At 68.8% G+C, this 18,634-nt stretch carries 17 protein-coding genes and 5 pseudogenes; 7 read left to right on the plus strand and 15 right to left on the minus strand.

Annotated features, from left to right (window positions below):
• Window position 1: 1 nt before the first annotated feature.
• Complete coding sequence (locus RLT58_RS00175) at window positions 2-913, plus strand: ParA family protein (RefSeq protein WP_311308281.1); 912 nt, start codon at window positions 2-4, stop codon at window positions 911-913.
• A 61-nt stretch (window positions 914-974) separates the two neighbouring features.
• Here RLT58_RS00175 and RLT58_RS00180 read toward each other — a convergent pair whose 3' ends face one another.
• Window positions 975-1,529, minus strand: coding sequence for a hypothetical protein (locus tag RLT58_RS00180; protein WP_311308282.1), 555 nt, complete (start codon window positions 1,527-1,529; stop codon window positions 975-977).
• A gap of 298 nt (window positions 1,530-1,827) precedes the next feature.
• Between RLT58_RS00180 and RLT58_RS00185 the strand changes: the two genes are divergently transcribed.
• Window positions 1,828-2,319 (plus strand): hypothetical protein, encoded by a 492-nt coding sequence (locus tag RLT58_RS00185; RefSeq protein WP_311308283.1) that lies wholly within the window; start codon window positions 1,828-1,830, stop codon window positions 2,317-2,319.
• Between the two features lie 173 nt (window positions 2,320-2,492).
• Here RLT58_RS00185 and RLT58_RS00190 read toward each other — a convergent pair whose 3' ends face one another.
• The 5 genes from RLT58_RS00190 to RLT58_RS00210 all read right to left on the minus strand — a co-directional run bounded on the left by RLT58_RS00190 (window position 2,493) and on the right by RLT58_RS00210 (window position 7,643).
• On the minus strand, window positions 2,493-3,305 hold the full coding sequence (locus RLT58_RS00190) for a hypothetical protein (protein WP_311308284.1): 813 nt from the start codon (window positions 3,303-3,305) through the stop codon (window positions 2,493-2,495).
• Between the two features lie 163 nt (window positions 3,306-3,468).
• Window positions 3,469-3,732, minus strand: a complete 264-nt coding sequence (locus RLT58_RS00195; protein WP_311308285.1) for a hypothetical protein — start codon at window positions 3,730-3,732, stop codon at window positions 3,469-3,471.
• Between the two features lie 80 nt (window positions 3,733-3,812).
• Complete coding sequence (locus tag RLT58_RS00200) at window positions 3,813-4,220, minus strand: hypothetical protein (protein ID WP_311308286.1); 408 nt, start codon at window positions 4,218-4,220, stop codon at window positions 3,813-3,815.
• Window positions 4,210-6,375, minus strand: a complete 2,166-nt coding sequence (locus tag RLT58_RS00205) for a hypothetical protein (protein WP_311308287.1) — start codon at window positions 6,373-6,375, stop codon at window positions 4,210-4,212. Before RLT58_RS00205 ends, RLT58_RS00200 begins: the two co-directional genes overlap by 11 nt.
• Window positions 6,372-7,643, minus strand: coding sequence for a hypothetical protein (locus RLT58_RS00210; RefSeq protein WP_311308288.1), 1,272 nt, complete (start codon window positions 7,641-7,643; stop codon window positions 6,372-6,374). Before RLT58_RS00210 ends, RLT58_RS00205 begins: the two co-directional genes overlap by 4 nt.
• Between RLT58_RS00210 and RLT58_RS00215 the strand changes: the two genes are divergently transcribed.
• Window positions 7,642-8,894 (plus strand): IS3 family transposase gene (locus RLT58_RS00215; protein WP_311308289.1). Its coding sequence is split into 2 segments (ribosomal slippage): window positions 7,642-7,924 and window positions 7,924-8,894, totalling 1,254 coding nucleotides; the frame shifts between segments, so codons are not numbered across the junction. The two genes, RLT58_RS00210 and RLT58_RS00215, sit on opposite strands and share 2 nt — an antisense overlap.
• Here the strand turns inward: RLT58_RS00215 and RLT58_RS00220 are convergent.
• From RLT58_RS00220 to RLT58_RS00235, 4 genes and pseudogenes are all read right to left on the minus strand, one after another.
• Entirely contained in the window at window positions 8,878-9,480 is a 603-nt protein-coding gene (locus RLT58_RS00220) for a hypothetical protein (protein WP_311308290.1), read from the minus strand. The two genes, RLT58_RS00215 and RLT58_RS00220, sit on opposite strands and share 17 nt — an antisense overlap.
• Before the next feature lie 90 nt (window positions 9,481-9,570).
• Window positions 9,571-10,494 (minus strand): annotated as a pseudogene (locus RLT58_RS00225) (IS3 family transposase); the annotation flags it as partial.
• 90 nt (window positions 10,495-10,584) lie between these two features.
• Window positions 10,585-10,794: a transposase gene (locus tag RLT58_RS00230; RefSeq protein ID WP_311308291.1), complete on the minus strand. Its 210-nt coding sequence runs from the start codon at window positions 10,792-10,794 to the stop codon at window positions 10,585-10,587.
• A 281-nt stretch (window positions 10,795-11,075) separates the two neighbouring features.
• Window positions 11,076-11,615, minus strand: coding sequence for a hypothetical protein (locus tag RLT58_RS00235; RefSeq protein ID WP_311308292.1), 540 nt, complete (start codon window positions 11,613-11,615; stop codon window positions 11,076-11,078).
• Window positions 11,616-11,785: 170 nt separating this feature from the next.
• Between RLT58_RS00235 and RLT58_RS00240 the strand changes: the two genes are divergently transcribed.
• A complete protein-coding gene (locus RLT58_RS00240) occupies window positions 11,786-12,388 on the plus strand; it encodes a helix-turn-helix transcriptional regulator (RefSeq protein WP_311314375.1) in 603 nt (200 codons plus the stop codon).
• 80 nt (window positions 12,389-12,468) lie between these two features.
• Here the strand turns inward: RLT58_RS00240 and RLT58_RS00245 are convergent.
• Window positions 12,469-13,491 (minus strand): annotated as a pseudogene (locus tag RLT58_RS00245) (MFS transporter); the annotation flags it as partial.
• Window positions 13,492-13,619: 128 nt separating this feature from the next.
• Window positions 13,620-14,630: a glycoside hydrolase family 113 protein gene (locus RLT58_RS00250; protein WP_311314376.1), complete on the minus strand. Its 1,011-nt coding sequence runs from the start codon at window positions 14,628-14,630 to the stop codon at window positions 13,620-13,622.
• Between the two features lie 112 nt (window positions 14,631-14,742).
• Between RLT58_RS00250 and RLT58_RS00255 the strand changes: the two genes are divergently transcribed.
• From RLT58_RS00255 to RLT58_RS00265, 3 genes and pseudogenes are all read left to right on the plus strand, one after another.
• Complete coding sequence (locus tag RLT58_RS00255; protein WP_311314377.1) at window positions 14,743-15,414, plus strand: TetR/AcrR family transcriptional regulator; 672 nt, start codon at window positions 14,743-14,745, stop codon at window positions 15,412-15,414.
• Between the two features lie 123 nt (window positions 15,415-15,537).
• Window positions 15,538-15,744 (plus strand): annotated as a pseudogene (locus tag RLT58_RS00260) (transposase); the annotation flags it as partial.
• A gap of 215 nt (window positions 15,745-15,959) precedes the next feature.
• Window positions 15,960-16,784, plus strand: a complete 825-nt coding sequence (locus RLT58_RS00265) for a hypothetical protein (protein ID WP_311308293.1) — start codon at window positions 15,960-15,962, stop codon at window positions 16,782-16,784.
• Window positions 16,785-17,316: 532 nt separating this feature from the next.
• On the opposite strand, the pseudogene RLT58_RS00270 reads toward RLT58_RS00265, so the two are convergent.
• The 3 genes and pseudogenes from RLT58_RS00270 to RLT58_RS00280 form a co-directional block, all read right to left on the minus strand.
• A pseudogene (locus tag RLT58_RS00270) lies at window positions 17,317-17,689 on the minus strand (hypothetical protein); the annotation flags it as partial.
• A 14-nt stretch (window positions 17,690-17,703) separates the two neighbouring features.
• Window positions 17,704-17,811 (minus strand): annotated as a pseudogene (locus tag RLT58_RS00275) (SDR family NAD(P)-dependent oxidoreductase); the annotation flags it as partial.
• A 47-nt stretch (window positions 17,812-17,858) separates the two neighbouring features.
• Window positions 17,859-18,608 (minus strand): SDR family NAD(P)-dependent oxidoreductase, encoded by a 750-nt coding sequence (locus RLT58_RS00280; RefSeq protein WP_311308294.1) that lies wholly within the window; start codon window positions 18,606-18,608, stop codon window positions 17,859-17,861.
• Between the last annotated feature and the right edge of the window lie 26 nt (window positions 18,609-18,634).

Consider the following 18,634-nt stretch of genomic DNA (forward strand, 5'->3'; position numbering starts at 1 on the left):
GATGACCAGCACACTCGCGAAGACCAGGGCGCAGAACGTCAAGCGCGCCTACAAGGTGTTCATCTTCGCTCTCAAGGCCGGCGGCACGGCCAAGACGTCCAGCACCACAGCCCTCGCCGTGCAGCTCGGCTTGCGCGGCTACCGTGTCCTCGTCATCGACTTGGACCCGCAGTGCAACGCCACCCGGGTGCTGGGCCGTCGCGTGTTCAAGCCGGGCCAGAAGAGCCTCACTGACGTGATGGCGGACAAGGCGCAGCTCAAGGACATCATCGTCCAAGCCCGGTACCGCACCGACCCGGACGGCGACGGGGACGACTCGTTCACCGAGATCCCAAACGTCTGGATCGCTCCCGGCGACCTCGATCACCCGGAGATCGACGACGCGGAGCGCATCCTCAACGCCGAGGACGGGAACGTCTTCTGGCTCAAGGACGGCTTGGACGACCTGGCGGAGGAATTCGATGTCGATGTCGTACTCATCGACCCGCCCGCGACGTACGGCCGCCTGACGGTCACGGCCCTTGTGCTCCTGGACGAAGAGACCGAGGGCGCGGTGATCCCGCCGGTGCTGTGCACCTACAAGGAGGCCGACGCACTGGTCCGACTGGAGAAGAAGCTCAAGGAGATCAGCGAGCGCCGCATGTACCAGCGGCGGGGAATCCGGCCGCAGATGAAGTACGTGATGGCTTGTGCCGCTCCCACGGCCTCGTTCGGGACCGAGGAGCACTGGGAGACGTTCAACGAGCTCAAGGAGGAGTACGGCGACATACTGCTGCCGCCAGTGCACTGGTCCGGCGTCGCCACCAAGATCTACCGCAACGAGTGCGCAGTGCCGATCCTCTCGCCGAACTCCCGGCCGGCGCAGGACTACGCGAAGGTCGCCACGGCGCTGGGCTTTCCGCAACGCCGATAGCTACTTTCACGCGTGAAAGTACCGACCGGCTAAGCCCAGAAACGCAAAAGAGGCCCGCACCTCAAACGCTTGAGGTGCGGGCCTTCGTGGTGTTCGCCCAGGTCGCGGGCGCGCCTTCGTCGGGGTTGGGGGTGTCGGCGGCGGTCACCAGGGCAGCGGGGTGCCGCAGGGCGGTGATCGGGATAGCACCGGGTTCGTCGGCGGGCGCCCACAGCATCCGCCAGGTGTCATCCCACTGGCAGGCGCATCCGTGGTCGGGGTGCGGGTGCCGTAAGAAGAGGCCGTGGGTGTGGACGGCGCGCGGGATGCGGGGGATGAGCACCGAGGGGTCGTCGCCGGGGTAGAGGTGCAGGTTCCGCCAGCCGTGGACCCGGGCCATGTACGCGGCGGCGGACTCGATGACGTCGGCCCACCGGCGGTGTCCGAGGACGATGAACGCGACCGGGTAGAGGTGCTCCTCGGTGGCGTCGTCGATCCCGGTGACGTGCAGGTCGCGATGGACGATGAAGCCGTTCTCCGCGGCGTCGTCACCCGGCGTCCAGAGCTGTTCGACGGGGTGCATCGTGCCGTCGTCGCCCTCGCTGGTCTCGATCTCGTACAGGCCGGTGGCGGTCATGCGCCCGCTCCGGTGCCGGTGTCGGCCGTCGTCTTGAGGACTCGCGGCAGATGGACGTGGAGGTGTTGGACGTCGGCCTGGAGGCCGCGGGCGCGGACTTCCCGGGCAAGGAGTTCGGTGAGGCCGGATGCCCTGTGCCTCCCGCCTGTTCTCTCGCCCATTGCGAGTTGTTGCTTCGAACCGGCAAAAACATGTAGCACCCAGCGTGGGGCCGGAGCGCCACCCACCTTCCATTACCCTAGCAATCCAAGGGTTTCCAAGCCTTGCTAGGAGATTCCGGGGTAGCTAACCTGACGGCATGACAGACACCGCGACCACCAACCGCTGCCACTGCGGCTGCCAGACCGCCATCGGCTACGGACGCACCTTCGCCGCCGGTCATGACAAGATCGCCGAAGCCGCCTACCTCGCCGTCCACCACAACAGCTCCGTCGCCGAACTCCTCAAGAGCCAGGGCTACGGCCCCGACAACCCCGTCACCGACGCAGCCGTCGAAGCGGGCGCCTGGAAGAAGTGCGACCACTGCGACTACAAGGGCGCCCCTGAAAGCATCCGCAACCACATGGCCAAGGTGCAGAAGGCTGAGAACACCCAGCGAGAGTCCCTGGAGAAGTCCGTTCGCGCGCTCGGCGGAACCTGGGACCCGAGCCGCGGAATGCAGACCCTGCGAGACGCCGGTTACCACCCCTCCGAGAAGTACATCCGAGAGGTGTACCGACGACTGGCGGACAGTGGCCTGCTGGAGAAGGTGGATGAGCACCGTGCCATCTACTTCGTCATCGAGAAGTAGGGCCGGCAAGTGAGCCCTGCGCTCGTGAAGATCGGGCCAGAGGACGTGTCACCTGGCCCGATCTTCACGGCCCGGTACTCCCGAAGCTTCTGCCAGATGCCATTGGCACCTGGCAGCTTCGGGAGTACCGGGCTGTGAAGGGGTCCAGCCACGGTGAGGTCAGAAGCCGCCGCTCAGCTTGGCCGTGCCCCGGTCTCATCCGGAAGGCAGGCGTACGCCTCCCACTCCTGCCCGGCCAGGACGTCGCGCAGCGGCGGCCACGTGGCCTTCCCCCACCTCGGGTGCACCGTCACCGACTCGGGGAGATCCGGCGGGACCTGGTACATGGGAACGCCCTCCCCGACCCGGATCATCTTCGCGACGAACGCGCCAATCTTGAGCACCGCCTGGTAGCTGTGCCCTGTACCGCCGGGGTCTATCCGGCTGTGCATGTTCCTGCCGTGGTCCATCCGCTCGAAGACGGTGCGGTAGAACGGCTCGCTGAGACCGTGAGCCGACTGGTAGCGGGACAGGGCCATGACCATCCGGGGTCCCAACGCCCTATCCCGGTACAGAGACCGAGCATCTTCGAGCCCGATGACTTCCAGCGGAGGCCGCTTGCCGCCGTAGTGCGTGTCGAAGTAGATGACCATCAACTTCATCGCCGACCACAGCGCCACCGTCTTCTGACGCTCGGGGGTCAGGACAACGGGAAGGCCCTTGATCATCCGAACCAGGGGCTCGCGCACGGCCTTCTCAAGCCCGGACATCCACCCGTTGTTGCAGTCTCCGCAGACCACGCGTGCCTGATTGGTGAAGGGGCCGGTCCGCTCCCGGCCGCCCGCGATCCGCTCCTTGGGCCCGTTGCCCGAGGGGCTGTCGTACTCGGACTCACTCCCCGAGTAGACCGGTGCCTGGGCCAGTTCCGGGAACTCCTTGCTCATCCACCGGGCGAGAGTGTGTTCCTTCGTCATCTTCCGGTTCTCGCCACAGAATAAACAGTCCATGGCGGGCACCCTAGGCGGGGCGCGGCCAAGGTGAGACTCAAAGCCGGATATTCGCAATTGCTGCGGCGCTGCCAGCGCGAGCAGGAAAGACAGCGCGGGAGATCCACTCACGGCGACTTCTGACCTCACCTTGGCTGAACCCGGTGATGGGTTGTTGCCGGGCTTATGTGTGGGCGAGTTCATCCAGCAGCGCGTCGAGGAACTCCGGGTCGCCCTCCTCGTGGAGGCCGATCTGTGCGCAAGTCATGCCAGCGGCGTGCAGGCGGTTGCGGGTGGTGGCGTGTCCGGGGTGGAGACGTTGAAGGTGTTGTGCGTGCGGGGTGGCTTCCTCGGTGCGGTCGAGGAGCGCAGCGAGCTGACCGGTTGTGAGGTGGGTGTGGCCGGTGGCGGCGAGGGCGCGTTGTACGGCCCGGTCGTAGGCGTTCATGGGCGTCTACCGTAGCTGGGAACGGTCCGACCCGGGCGAGGACCGTCAAGCGATCACCGTTCACCTGCCATTCCCGCGCGTCAGGTCATGCTGGTGGGGAGGCTCCGGACGGGACTGCGCTGGGTGTTGTTGTCGGTGCGCCGGTCCAGCTCGGTTCGGAGTTCGTGGATGACCTGGGCATAGACGGCGACGCGCTCACGAAGCCGGCCGTTGTCCTCCCTCAGGGCCTGGGCGGCGGCTTCGGCGTCGATGGCGCGGGCGTGCAGGTGCTGGAACGCGGGCGGGATGCCGTTCGCCTCGGACTTTCGCCGGGCGAAGTCTTCTTTCAGGTCGGCGTGCTTGTGGGTGAGGACCCAGCGCTTGACGCCGGCCTCGGCGGCGAGTTGCAGCGTGGTGAGCGCCCCAGTAGACCGGGTTGGACGGCCGTCGAGGAGCCGCTGGATCGCTGCTGTGATGGCGTCGCGTTCGGCGTCGCGGTCAGTGGCCACCGTGGGGTCCTCCGGTGCGATCGTGGGCGGTGACGATGCGTTCTAGTCGGTCGAGTTCGTGCTGTTCGCGGGCATGTCGGAAGGCCGGGGCCAGCGGGTCGTCGACGAGCGGTCGTAGCCGCTCGATCTGGACGAGGACCTGTTCGATGTCGCGATCGGTCCGCGCGATGTTGACGCAGTTCGGGCGGCAGTCGTCGAGGTCGGGGGTGCGGCGGGTGCCGTCCTCCTCGCTGCGCAGGCGGCAGGCCGCTCGTTTGGGGTCCAGGACGCAGGTCATGCCCTTGCCGGGGAAGATCTGCAAGTCGGGGTTGGCAAGCATGGTGGTGGCGTGCCGCTTGGTGCGCAGGACTCGGCCGGCGAAGCGAGTGGCGGCTTGGACACGGTGCCGGTAGATCTCGGCTGCTGGGCCGCTGACCTGCTCGCCTCCACGTAGGCGCTCGTGTGCGTCGGCGAGGGTGTCCAGCCGGGCCAGCCAGTCTTCGAACGCGAGGTCGTCGGGGAAGCCGGAGGCGTAGCTTCCGGCGTAGCCGAGGGTCATCTGAACGCGGAGGTGTCCGTATTGGATGGCGGCGGCGACCAGGCCCCGTGGCCGGCGGACGATGAACCAGGCCAGGGTGCGGCGCAGGCGAGCGGAGTAGATGACCGGGTGGACCGGATCGGGCGGGATGCGGTCACTGCGGCCATGCTCGGTGCAGTAGGTCTCGACCCAGGCCAGGAATTCGGCGATGTCGTGGTTGATTCGGGTCTCCGACCGGGAGCCTCCGACGCGGCTGCGCAGGATGGTCGCGCCATCGCGGCCGTCGGTGAACAACGTCGCCGGGAACAGCCAGGTGCTCGTGTGGAGCCGTTCCAGGACGGCGACGGCGGTGGCGACGGCCTCGGTGACAACCCACGGATCGGCCCGGATCTCACCCTCGGGCATCTTGTCGCCGGCAGCGTCGCGGACACCTTTCCAGTGTCTGCCGCGCAGGAGGACCAGGCCGTGGGAGTGGTCTCGTTCGACGCAGCCGCGTTTCAGACTGAGGGCTTCACCTGACCGCATCCCCGACAGGTAGCTGATCACGATGAAGCAGGCCGTACTCAGATGCCGGGCCAGGAACCCGGCCTCGGTGTATTCGATGGCCCCGTCGTGCCAAGGCCGGCCGTCCAACCGCCCGGTGACCGGCGCGTCCAGCGGCGTGCCCTCGATGACGGGCAGCCCCATCTCGGCGAAAACGGCGCGGTTGCTGGGGTTGTCCAGCGCGCCGCGTGCCGTGTCGAGCACCTTTCCCAGATGCGAGAGGTTGACCCGGAGCGTGCCGTCGTTGTCCCGGATGCCGGGAAGCGGACGTCCCCGCTCGCGGTAGTCACTCAGCAGGACGCGCAGGTCGTCGGTCAGCGCGCCCTTCGGGCGCCGCGGTGGGGGAATGGCCCGGCCCCAGCGGCTGCGGCCGCTGCGCTCGCTGAGGACGAGGTGTTCGCTGAATGCTGCAGTAATGTCCTCGGCGAAGGTCTCCACGAACCGCAGGGACCAGGCCAGCAGCGCCGACATCGTCTCGGGGTGGATGCGGGGGGTGCGGTTCTCTTCGCGGATGGCGCGCCGCTGCTGGAGGATGTCCTGGATGCGCTCGCCGCGCCAGGGCGGTGTTTGCGGCAGCCGGTCGGCCTCGGGCAGCAGGTCCCGGTAGGACCACACCCGGTTCACGATCGAGAGCCGGTCTTCGCGCTGGCCATGGCTGGTCTCGGTTGCTTTGACGTGGGCGGCGTAGTCATCGAGGTCTGCCAGCGACACCTCGCCGAAGCATGTCCGGCCGCGTCCGTGGAGCCAGTCGGTGAACAGCCGGAGGCTGCGGAACATGCAGGTGATGGTGGTGATCGCCAACGTGCGCGGACGGAAGTAGAAGGTGGAGACGCCGGCGCTGGTGTGGTTGAGCAGCAACCACGTGAGCGTCTTGACCGTGTGCAGGAACGGTGCGGCGATGGGGCTGAAGTCGATAGAGAACGCGGTGGTGTGGCCCTCGAACACGGCGGGCGAAAGGCGCCAGCGCTGGTCGGCGAAGACCGACAGGGTGCTGGGGTCGGTCCCGGGGCGCAACGGTCGGTTGAGCAGCACGAGTGTGTCCGGCTCGGGCAGTGCAGGCGCAGATGGGACCGGGGCGGTGTCCGGGATGATCATGTCAGGTCGAGTCCTCGGGTCAGGAACCGCTCGACCAGGGCGCGCTGCTCGGCGGTGATCTCGGTGCGGGTCATGGCGATCGTCGCCGTGGGGAAGCTGGCGAGCAGGTCGGCCAGTTGCGCGACGGGCCCGGCGAACCGTTCGGCCCAGCGCAGAGGTGTCATCTCTCGCCTGCGGGCCTTTAGTCCGTCCTGGACGGCGATCAGCACCGGCAGGTGCGCCGGAGTCGCGCGGGCGCAGGGGCAGGACAGGCAGAGCAGGAACGAGGCCCGGCAGGGCTCACCCGCCGGGCTGTGTGGGCTGGCCAGATGGTCGGTGCAGCCTCCCAGCACGGTGTCCAGTTCCCCGGCCAACAGCTTCTTCAGAGTGGCCGTCTCCAGGCCGTGGCGCCTGGCGACCGCCTCGGGCCTCTGCCGGGCCTCGGCGACGTCGGCGGCCGTCAGCACCCGCATGACCTGCGCGGCCCTCGCGCCAGCCAGCTGCTCCTCCAGCACGTCGGCGACGACCTTCTGGTACTCGGCAAGGTTGCCGCGGTTGCGGGCCAGATACTCGTTCGCCAGCGTCCGTTCGGTGTGGGCGACCGGCTGCTGGTGGCGTTCCAGCCAGCTCATCCGCAGCCGTCGGCTGTCGACCACCAGCGGAATCGGAAGACCGCCCTCGTCCAAGGCGTCGGCGCTCAGGTTCGCGCCACGGCTCCAGCTGGCCAGGATCGCGTTGGGCAGGCCTGTGCGGAATCCGCGGGCCTTCTCCACGCCCTGGGAGCAGAAGAAGACCAGGAGCTGGTCCGTTCCGAGGTGCGCCCGTGCCGGGCCGGCCAGATCGACCAGCAGCGCGTAGACCCCGAACGGGGTGTGCAGGTCGAACTGCCGGTGCGGGACGCCGGGCTCGCCGGGCCCGCTGCCGGACAACGCGGTCGGCATGTGTGCGCGGTCCCGGCCGCGGCGCGGCTTGACCAGGTCCACCACCCCAGTCGCGGTGGTCCCGGTGTGCCCGTCGGCGCGGTGGTGCGTCGCCGTGGCTGTGGAGATCGTGCTGTAGTTCTGCCCGGTCAGGCAGAGCAGCAGCACGCCGGCCGCGCCGATGTCGGAGAAGGTCAGGTGCAGGTCCGCCATCAGCCGGCCCGCCCCGAACGGACGGACGCAGATGTCGGGCTGCCGGCCCCAGCGGGTGTCCCTGCGCGGGACGTCGCCGTGCCGCTCCACGTAATCCAGCAGCTTGAACCGCCCCGGGTTTGGTAGAGACTTGATTCCGTGAAAGGTTTGAGTCATGGCACGCCCCTCCTCCTACCCCCTTGAGCTGCGCAAACGAGCGGTCCGTATGGTCGCCGAGGTCCGTGGTGACTATCCGAACGAGTCGGCCGCGTTGAGAGCGGTCGCCCAGAAACTCGGGATCGGTTCGGCCGAGACCCTGCGGAACTGGGTGAAGCGGGACGAGACCGACTCCGGTCAGCGGCCGGGGACGACCACGGAGGAGTCCGCGCAGATCAAGGCGATGAAGAAGGAAGTCGCCGAGCTGAAACGGGCGAACGACATCCTCAAGGCTGCGGCAAGTTTCTTCGCGGCCGAGCTCGACCGGCCACACACACGCTCGTAGCGTTCATCGACGAGCACCGGGACCGCTTCGGCGGTGTCGAGCCGATCTGCCGCGTGCTCACCGAGCACGGCTGCAAGATCGCCCCCTCCACCTACTACGCGGCGAAGAAGCGCGCCGCCGAACCCTCGGCCAGGCGGGTGCGCGATGCTGCCCTCAAGGAGTTGATCACCGAGGTCCACGAGGCCAACTTCCGCGTCTACGGCGCCAGGAAGGTATGGCGCGAGCTGCACCGCCAGGGCCACCCCGTAGCCCGGTGCACCGTCGAGCGCCTGATGCGGGAACTCGGCATCACAGGCGCCGTCCGCGGGAGAAAGATCATCACCACGATCCCGGACAGCGCCGTCGAGCGGGCACCGGACCTACTGGACCGCAACTTCGTCGCGGCCGCCCCCAACCGCTGCTGGGTCGCCGACTTCACCCACGTCAAGACCTGGTCGGCAGTCGTCTACGTCGCCTTCGTCGTCGACACGTTCTCCCGCCGGATCGTCGGCTGGTCCGCCGCTACGTCGAAGGAGACCAGACTCGTCCTGGACGCCCTGGACATGGCCCTGTGGCAGCGCGACCGCGACGAACAGCCCCATCAGCGGGGCGAGTTGATACATCATTCCGATGCCGGGTCGCAATATACGAGTTTCCGGCTCGCCGAGCACTTGGACGCCGCCGGCATCGCGGCCTCGATCGGCTCCGTCGGTGACGCCTACGACAATGCCCTCATGGAGTCCGCGATCGGCCTGTTCAAGACTGAGCTGATCAAACCGGGGCGGCCCTGGAGGACGCTCTCCCAGGTCGAGCTGGCCACCGCGGAATGGGTCGACTGGTACTGCCACCGCCGCCTCCACGGTGAAATAGGGCACGTCCCACCCGCCGAATACGAGACCAACTACTACCTCACGATCACGAAACCCCAGGTCACAACCACAATCTGAAGTCTCTACCGAACCCGGGGCGGTTCAAGGCGAGGTCCGCCACTTCCTCGGGGAAGAGTTGGTAGACAAGGTTCTTCAGGTCTGTCCCGGACCACTGCGCCAGGTTGTCCCTCATGGCGCGGCATCGGGTGACGATGGGGTGGAACTCGTCCATGTCCGCCAGCGCTGCGGCCGCTCGCTTTCCGGTCGAGGTCAAGCGGACGCGCTCTGGTCTATGGCTGGTGGTGATGGTGATGAGACCGCGGGCCATGAGGAAGGTTAGAAACTGGCGGTAGCGGGGGTCCCAGGGACCGAACCGGTACCGGATCATCGGGGCTTCCACTTCCTCGGGCCTCGATGCGCGGAAAGCTCTCTGTCCGCTCAGGGTGTCGGCGAGCTCGGTGTGTGCGCGCTCGAGGAAAGCCGGATAGCGGAGGAAGAAGTCGAGCTTCGCGAGCTTGGTTCGGCCGGCGATATGAGGACCCGGGTCGCTGCCGCACTCGGCGACCAGGAGCAGTAGCCGAGAGGCGTGGAAGTCTGGCGAGTCGTCGGGGTCCCATGGGCGGTGGGGCGGCGGGACGGCGCTCGCGCCGATGCTATGAGGCATCGGCGTCCCGGTTCTGACAGCGTGCGGTGATGTCCGCAAGTACGGCGTGAGCCCGAGTGAAGTTCCCCCTGCGGGCTGGGCAGCGGGTGTTTACGCTGCCTGACCGAGGTTCTGCCTGAGTAGGGATCTCGTTTCGAGCGGGGTGACGTATCCGTAGTCGGGGTGCCGGCGGAGTCGGCTGCGGTTGTACTCGGCCTCGATATAGCGGAAAACGTCGGCCCGGGCAGCCTCGCGGGTCTCCCACACGGTCGTCCCGATCTCCGCTTTCAGGATGGCGAACCAGCTTTCCGCGGCGACATTATCGTAACAAGATCCGACACGGCCCATCGACTGCGTCATGCGCAACTTGCGTATTTCGGTGCGGAATTCGTCACTGGTGTACTCGCTGCCACGATCCGTGTGCATGACGCATCCATGCTCCAGGCCGCCACGTCCTGCGGCCATCCGCAGGGCGGTGACCGGCAGCTCGGCGCGGTGATGGTCGGCCATCGCCCAGCCGATCACCTCCCGCGTCGCGAGATCGATGCAGGTCGCCAGATACAACGTCCCTTCCAGTGTGACCAGTTCGGTCATGTCGCCGACCAGCCGCATTCCGGTCCGGGGTGCGGTGAAGTCCCGGCCGATCAGGCCGGGGGCGAACACCGCCCGCTTCGCCTGCCGGGTCAGGCCCCCACGCCGGCGGCGGGTGATCCCGGCGATCCGGTGCTTGCGCATCAGCCGCTCGACCTTCTTGGAGTTCACCGCCCGCCCGGCCCGCCGCAGGGCGGCGTAAATCCTCGGGGCCCCGTAGGCGCCGCGAGATCCGGCATGCAGTACCCGGATCTCGCCCACCAGCGCCTCCTCGGCCCGCTCCCGCACCACCCGGGCCGGCTCCGAGGCCCGGTGCGCGTAGTAGGCGGAACGTGGTACCCCCAGCGCACGGCACAGGAACGAAACGCTGTGACCTGTGGGATTGCCGTCCGATGCCTTCTCCGCATCGATGAAACGACACCGTGCCGCAGTGTCTACCTCATCATGTCCTGAGCGAAGAAGGCGGTCGCTTCTCCCAGAACCTCGATCGTGGCCTCCTGCTCGCGGACCTTCCGCCGCAGCCGGACCAGCTCCTCACTCTCCGCAGCGGTCAAAGCCCCCCGCAGGCCCCTCACCGCGGTCGGTCTCCGCCTGCTTCACCCACCCGCGCAGCCCCTCCGGACTCACGCCCAGATCCCTCGCGACCTCGGTGACCGTCTTGTCCGAGGACAACGCCAAGGCGACCGCGTCCCGCTTGAACTCGGCCGTATACCGCTTACTCATATTGCTCTTCTTGCTCACCATCTGCGACTGCTTCCTCCGGGACCATCCGTCCCAGTATCAAGCTGTCCAGCCAGCAGGGGGAACCTCATTCGGTGGCTCCCCGCCATCTCGTCCGCGCCGATCAGGAACTCCTGCTGGGCCGGACCGCCGAACTGGGCGCGAATGCCGCCGCCTGCGCGGTACGGCGCGGCCGGCCAGGGCTCGTGTCCGGGGGTCTCACCACGGCGAACTGGTGCGGTACTTCCATTCGAAGGAGACCGGCCTAGTGAGGTGCGACGGGCGTGTAAAGACGTGCGCCCTCGCTATGCGTCTCCGGCTGCGGGGGCCGGGGGCGCTGGTGGTGGCTCGATGGTGAATGCGCGGGTGCGCGGATTGACCCGGGCCGGCAGCACCGTCCCCTGTGCGGCGCTGCCGAACCGGTACTTCGGGACTTCGTTGCCGCACTCGAAGGGTTCGAATCCGGGGCCGCTGACACGCATCAGCAGCCGGACTTGGTTGTAGTTGTCGTTGGTCGGCGGGGCCGAGGCGACCGCCAGAACCAGGGCGGTCGTGTCGACGCCGAGGGCAGCGAGCTGGAGCGTGGCCCGCCGGTCCTCACGGGCTGAGAGCATCGTGGACAGCCCTACGCAGGCGACGAACGCCGCTGCCAGGGCGAGGCCGGCGCCGGCCCATACCCATCCGCTGCCGGTCTCGTCGAGGTCGGTGACGGTGCGGACGGCGACGTAGACGCAGGCCCCTCCCCCACCCAGGAACAGGACCGCGCCCACGGTGCATGCGAGGGCCGTGATCCCCGGGCCCTTGGGGTCCAGCAGGGCGGGTTCGTGGGCGCGGGCGGTGGCCATGGTCGCACCCTAGCCAAGGAGACCTGACGTGCGCAGGGGTGCGGTCCGGTCGCCGCGCAGACAGCGGCTGGCTGTTGTTGCTCTGCGGCCCGGCCGAGCACGGAAGCTACGGGGTCCCGCCCGTTCTCGTGGCGCTCGCCGATGCGGTGTGGAACCAGCGGCGGATCCGTGTGCGCTACCGTCGCTGGGCCGAGCCGCAGGTCGAGCGCCGGCTCGAACCCTACGGCCTGGTCCTCAAGGCGGGTGTCTGGTACCTGGTGGCGGCGGTGGATGGGGCGGTGCGGACGTACCGGGTGTCGTCGATTCTGCGTCTGGAGGTCGAGGAGGGTGGTTTCGAGCGCCCGGAGGGGTTCGATCTGGCCGCCCATTGGCAGGACTACCTCGCTGTCTACGACGCCCGCAGGCTGCGGCTTCAGGCGTCGGTCCGGATTGCTCCGGAGTTGTTGTCCGCGCTGCCGGACCGGTTGGACGCAGCGCTGGTCCGCGCCGTCGAGGCGTCGGCAGGGCCGCCGGAGGACGGTGGCTGGGTGACGGCGACGGTGCCGCTGGAGTCGGTCGAGCTGGCGGTGCCCGTACTGCTGTCGCTGGGTCCGGACATCGAGGTGCCGGCCCCGGAGGAGCTGCGCCGGAGGATCGAGGAGACGGCGGCGGCCGTGCTCGACCGGTATCGGCCGGCGGACGTCTCAGGCCGGGCGGGGGCCGGTGATCTCAACAGCAGTCCGGCGGACAGGGTTGCCGGCAGCGCGACGGTGGCGAGGGCTCCGAAGCCGTAGCGCACGTCGCTGTGATCGGTGATCGTCGCGACCAGGAACATCACAGCGACCGTGGCCGCCAGCCCGCCACCGTTCGCCAGACCGAAGACCCGGCCCACCGCGGCATCGTCGGCGGAGGTCATCAGCATGGTCCGGGAGGCGATCCGGGCCTGCCCGAAGAAGAAGGCACCCAGCGGCACCCCGACGAGATAGCCGGCGATCCCGAACTGGCTCTGGAGCATCAGGCCGACGTTGCAGAGCAGAAAGCCGACGACCGCGATACGAAGGTCCGGGGTGCGTCTGCTGATGATCCGGTACGCGCCGGTGGCCGCCAGGAAGCCGAGGCAGCCGAGTGCGTCGACCGCGCCGAACGTCGCCGCTCCCAGGTGGAGTTCGCCGATGACGGCGGTGGGCAGCAGAGCGTTGAACACCGTCACGACCACGCTGCCCTGGGCGTAGAGCAGGATGAAGTGGCGCATCCGCAGCGGCCTGCGCGGAGCGGCCGTCGGTGCCGGGCCCTCGATGGCGGCGGTCGTCGGCGCCTGGTCCGGGCGGCGCCCCACCGCAGTGACGCAGAGGGCCGAGACGATGAAGGTCCCGGCGTTGAACACCAGCAGCGGCACCGCGCCGAACGCCTGGACGCAGAGCCCGCCGACCGTGGCCGACAGCAGCATCCCCGCCTGAGTCCCCATCTCGTAGCGGGCGTTGAACTGCCGTAGCCGGTCCGCCGGGATGCGTTCTTTGATCAGCGCGGAGCTCGCCGGGAAGAAGAGGGCACCGGCCACGGCGAGCGCCAGATTGGCGCTGTAGATGCCGGGTCCCGGGGCACCGCCGCAGGCCAGCCAGAGCGGCAGTGCGAGGGCGAGCGCCGCGCTGGTGACATCGCAGCCGATCCACAGGGTTCGGCGGTCGAAGCGGTCGGCCAGCCGTCCGAAACAGGGTGACAGCAGCGCCTGCGGTCCGGCGACGGCGATGAACAGCCAGCCGACGGCCATCATCGTCTGCTGCTCCCTGATCATGAGCAGTGCGCCGACGATGAGCTGGACGTTGTTGCCGAGAGCCGTGGCGAAGGCTGCGGGGACGAGCAGCCGCTCGGCCCGGCGGGAGTGGTGGCTGAGGATCATGGCACCACTGTCCGGAGGTTGACTGACATCTCCTGTCAGTCAACCTCCGTGCTGCCTCCTGCCCTGCCGCACGGGCGTTCTTCCCGGTCGCAGATCCCGAACCCTGGGTCCCCGTGTGAGCGGGACTGTCAGCTCCGATACCGCTGGGCCACTGCCGCGAAGGCCGCCTTGGGTTCCCAGTCCATGTCGGGGTAGGTCTGTCCCCGACGTCCTTCGAGGAGTTTCACGATGCCCAGGCCGGCCCGGTCCAGGTCGTCTCTGGGATCGCCGTCCGGGCGGTGCGGGTAGCCGGACAGGGCGAACAGGAACACGAACGCGCTGTCCACGCCCTCGGTCTCGAATATCTCCAGCAGTTCACTCAGGTACGCGGCCTGGCCGGCCTCGTCGCGCTCGTATATGCCGTTCAGCCGGACGGGGGCCTTGGTCTGTGGGTCGTGCTCGACCACTTCCAGCACCCGCCCGCCCCGGTCCCCCGCGCCGCGATAGGCCGCGGTGCCGAATCCGGTGACGGCGAGCGGCTTCGGGCCTTGGGCCAGGGTGCGTACCGCGTCCCGGAATTGGCCGGCGATCTCGGCGGAGCGGAGCAGTTCGTACGTCGCTATGTCGAAGGGAGCCCAGTCGACCTGCTCGAATTGGATGGACGCGTAGGTGAGCTTGCCCCGGAAGCGCTCGCGGATCGCGGCTGCGGCGTCGCGGAGGAAGGCGTTGATGCGCGCGCCGAGTTCCCGCATCGCTTCGGCCCGCCGCTCGGGCGGGCTCATCAGGTGCGCGACCCGTTCCTCGGGGCTTTCTCCGGGCAGGAAGCCCCGGCTCATCACGCTCAGCTCGACGCCTGCGACGAACACGACCGCGGCTCCCTGCCGCCTGAGCCGCTCCGCACGCTCGGCGCAGTCGCGGAAGAGCGTGAGGATCTGCTCCGCATCCAGCTCCAGCGGGTAGGGCGAGAACCAGACCTCCAGGCCGAGTTCGGCGGCGGCACCGGCGGCCAGCTCCAGTCGGTCCGGGTCGCCGCCGATGATCTGGACCGCGTTGCAGTGCAGGTCGTCGCGGATGATGGCGAGCTCGCGCCGGACCACCTCGGGGTCGAAGTCCTCACGGGATGTCTGGCCGTGCACGACAAGTCCGGTGTCGTAGGTCATTCCTCTGGCTCGCATGGTGACGGCCTCTCTCTCGGTCTCGTATGGGTGGAGACTGACAAGAAAAGTGCGCGCACGCAAGTTTGCGTGCACGCAGCTTGTATGAGAGGTTGACATCGTGACGACACCACGAGGGCTGCGGGAGAGGAAGAAGCAGGCCACGCGCGAAGCGCTGCGCGAGGCGGCCCTGCGTCTGGCCATCGAACGCGGCCCGGACCAGGTCCGGGTCGAGGACATCGCCGAGGCGGCCGGAGTCTCGCCGCGCACGTACAACAACTACTTCGCCAGCAGGGAGCAGGCGATCGTCTCCGCTGTGACCGCAGACCGAGAGGCGCGGATCGCGGCGGCGGTCGCGGCCCGGCCCGCAGATGTGCGCCTGGCCGACGCCGTCGCGGACGCGGTGGTCGAGCAATACACGAACACCGGAGAGCGCGCGCACGAGGCGCTGCTGTTGATCACCACCCGGACCGCGCTGCGCGACGCGTTCCTCGACGCCACCGCCGGCATCGAGTCCCCTCTCACGGCGGTGATCGCCGAACGCCTGGATGGCACCGGAGGGCCCACGGCCCGCGTTCTGGCGGCAAGCGTCGCCGCGGCGGTTCGCATCGCGCTGGAAGGCTGGCTCCAGCCGGCCGGGAGCGCGGAGGCTGCCGGGAGTCTCGGTGCCGGAGGACTGGTCGTGCCGTCCGGCTCACTGCCCGACCAGCTCCGCACCGCGCTGGCCCCGCTCGCGCCCGCGTTCGACGCCGCCGAGCGGCACGTACGGGCGCAGAGACGCTCCAACTGATCCGGTGCATGTCGAAGGGCCTGCCGTTGCCGTCCGAGTCAGCTGGTTCAACGCAGGTGGCGCTGTGGCACATCGCCATGCCCCGGCTCATCTGTGCGAGATGCGAGTACCCGGGCCGCAAGGATGACCCGATGGGGCTCGGCCGGGGGTCAGAAGGGTTTCGGCCGACGGGACTTCCGTGATCTGATCGTCCGCGCGCACGCTCAGCTCGGTGGTCCGATTGTGCTGGTTCGGGACAACGCCCTCCTGCACCTGACCAACGCAATACGGGAGTTCATCGAAGCGAGCGCCGAGTGGCTCACCGTGTTCCAGCTGCCGGCCTACGCCCCGGACCAAAATCCACAGGCCGGCATCCGATCGCTGGTCACACACCACCTCGGCAACCTCGCCGTCGAGGCGGTGGTTCTGCCCCGGCCTGCCGAGCAGCTCTACCCGGCCGGCCGGGCGTCTGAACTCCGTTTCGGGGCCGTCCATCGGCGGTTGCGGTCCTCAGCCGGGCCAGACCCCCTCGGCGCCCGCCGGAGAAGGGGCGATACCTTTCCGCCATGTGTATCTCGACAGGCGAGGCAGCGTTCTCCGGCACGATCCTGTACTGCGGGCGACAGCACCACCGCGCCCACGGCCTCGTCCACGTCCTCGGCTACCAGAACACGGCCGTCAACCTGGCGGGCGGCCCGAACGCCATGCTGCTGCACCTGCCCACCAGGCAGCTCACACCCCGGCACTTCCTCTCCGCCGGGCGCGCCGACGACATCCTGCACCGCATGGTCGCCGCCGTGGAACAGGGCGCCGCCACGGACGACGGCATGGCGTGGATGAGCGCGGAACCGCAGCCCGTCCAGGTCTTCGACCACGACGTCTACACGGTGCTCCTGGCGGACGACCCCACCGCGGTTCCCGCAGCGCTGTGGCAGGTGCCACCGCACCGGCGCCCCGATCTCGACCCGGATCTCCTGCGCTTCTACGCCGACCACTTCCCCGACCACACCATCGCCGTGTGCTGCTTCGACAACGCCGACGCGCAACGCGCCAAGCCCTTGCTGATGTGGTACGCGCCTCTCGACCCCGACCGGCTGACCGTGCCTGCCCTGGACAGCCACACCGGTAAGGCACCGGACCTCGACGCCACCGTGCCCGTGGACCACTGGGTCCTGTTCTCCACCGACCAAGCCCCTTCCGGCTGGGGCGCACCCGTCGTGTACCCCGGGGACATGCGCCACCGCCTGCGCGCCTTTCTCCCGACCGCCGTCGTCGGCCGGCACTATCGCCACGGCCAGACTCTGCCCAACGGTGACTTCACCATCAGTCACCGCGATCTGCTCGCCGGCGACCTCGACCGCATCGAGCGCCTGCGACCGACCCGCCGCTGAAAGATCAGGACGAGCGGAAGGTGGCACGTCCACCGAACCCGACACCACCCGATCCAATCCTTCCACCCGCAGCGCCGTCTCACCGAGGCGTCACGGACCCGTCGGATATACCGCCCCTGGCTGCCTCCGCGAGGCGGGCCGCGAAACGATCGGCGGCGCCTCGCAGAGGCTCGGTTCCAGGGGCAGTCCTTGGACGGTGAGCCGGTGAGCCCGGCCGCCGGGCGGTACGTCGGGGCCTTCGACCACGGGGTGTCCCCGGTCCAGGAGCGAGGAGCCGACGCCGGTTCCGAGCGTGATGCACACGGCCCGGCGGCGTAGTCGAAGGGGCCGGGTATCGCCACGCCCCAGTGCGCGGCGGCCGGGACGGTGAGGGTCTCGGCGACGGCGGCGACGGCGTCGAGGAGTTCACCGGCCGGCGCGTCGGCGGGGACCGGCCGCCGTACGGCGCGGAGGGGGTCGGGCCCGGCGGCCTCGGTGTCGATGACGGCGGCCGTCACGTGGGTGCCGCCGATCTCCAGCACGGGGACACGGCTCATACCGGCGTCACCAGGGACTTCACCACGTGCACCGGGCGTCCGCCCACGGGGTGCAGCCGGTAGGCGCCCACGGAGGCGGGGACGGTGAGGGTCTCGGCGAACGCCAGGTCGTGGCGGGCTCCCCCGGCGGTCTCCACGACGACGCCGTCGCCGGCGGACGTTGAGGATGTGGAAGCGGCCGTCGGTGTCGTCCTCGGCGGGCTCCGGTCCCTCGATCACGAAGCGGTGCACGGCGTAGAACATCTCCGGCAGCGCACCGATGATCTCCTCGCGCCAGCCCGGCCCCTGGCGTACGGTGCGCGGCTGCTGCACGAGCTCCTTGAGGACGTCGCCGCCGCGCCGCGCGGTGTCGAGGTTGGCGAATGCGTGGGCGGAGGAGTGCTTCGTGCGCCGATCAGGACGGTGTGGCCGAGTTCGGCGAGCTGGGCTGCGATTTCGCGGCCGATTCCTTTGTTGCCGCCGGTGACCAGGGCGATCATGGGGTGATTCATGGAAATCCTTCAGTGCTGGTGCTGGTGCGGGTGGGGTGTCCGGTCTGTCACCAGGGGAGAGGGCCGTCGTCGCCGGAGAACGTGCCTGTCGGGCCGTCAGGTCCGATGAGCGCCATCCGGACGATGTGCCGGGCACCTTCTTCCACGGTTTTCGTGCCCTGGAAGTTGTTGAGGGCGGTCGCCGTGAAACCGGGGTCTGCGACGTTGACCTTGATGCCGGCCGGCTCGAGGGCGGTGGCGAATCCGAGCGTGGCTGCGTGCAGCGCGGACTTCGAGGTGGGATAGATACCGAACATGGAACGCTGCGGGTTGTTCTCGTCGGCGTTCAGCGTGAGTGAGCTGCCGGAGCTTCCCACGTTGACGATCCGTGCCGCCGGGGCCTCGCGGAGGAGTGGGAGCAGTGCCTGCGTCAGTGCGATCGGTCCGATGACGTTCGTCTCGAAGAACTGGCGGGCGACGTCGGGTGACACCTCGGTGAGCAGGCCCTGGCGGGCGCGCTCCTCCAGGGGGGTGTCGGCGTCACCGACGAATGAGATGCCGGCGTTGTTGACCAGTACGTCGAGGCGGCCGAACTCGTTTCGGATCCGCTGGGCGGCGGCCGCGATCGACGCCTCGTCGGTGACGTCGAGCTGCACCGCGTGGGCGTCCCCGTCCATCCCGGCTGCGGCGGCTTCGCCGCGGCCCAGGTCACGGGAGCCGACGAGCACGGTGTACCCGTGTCCGGCGAGTTCCTTCGCCACCTGCCGGCCGATACCTGCGTTTGCCCCGGTGACCAGGGCGACGGAAGTGTTCTGCATGGAGTGTGCTCCTCATGGCGGGCTGG

This window comes from Streptomyces sp. ITFR-16, from assembly GCF_031844705.1.
Classification (GTDB): Bacteria; Actinomycetota; Actinomycetes; order Streptomycetales; family Streptomycetaceae; genus Streptomyces.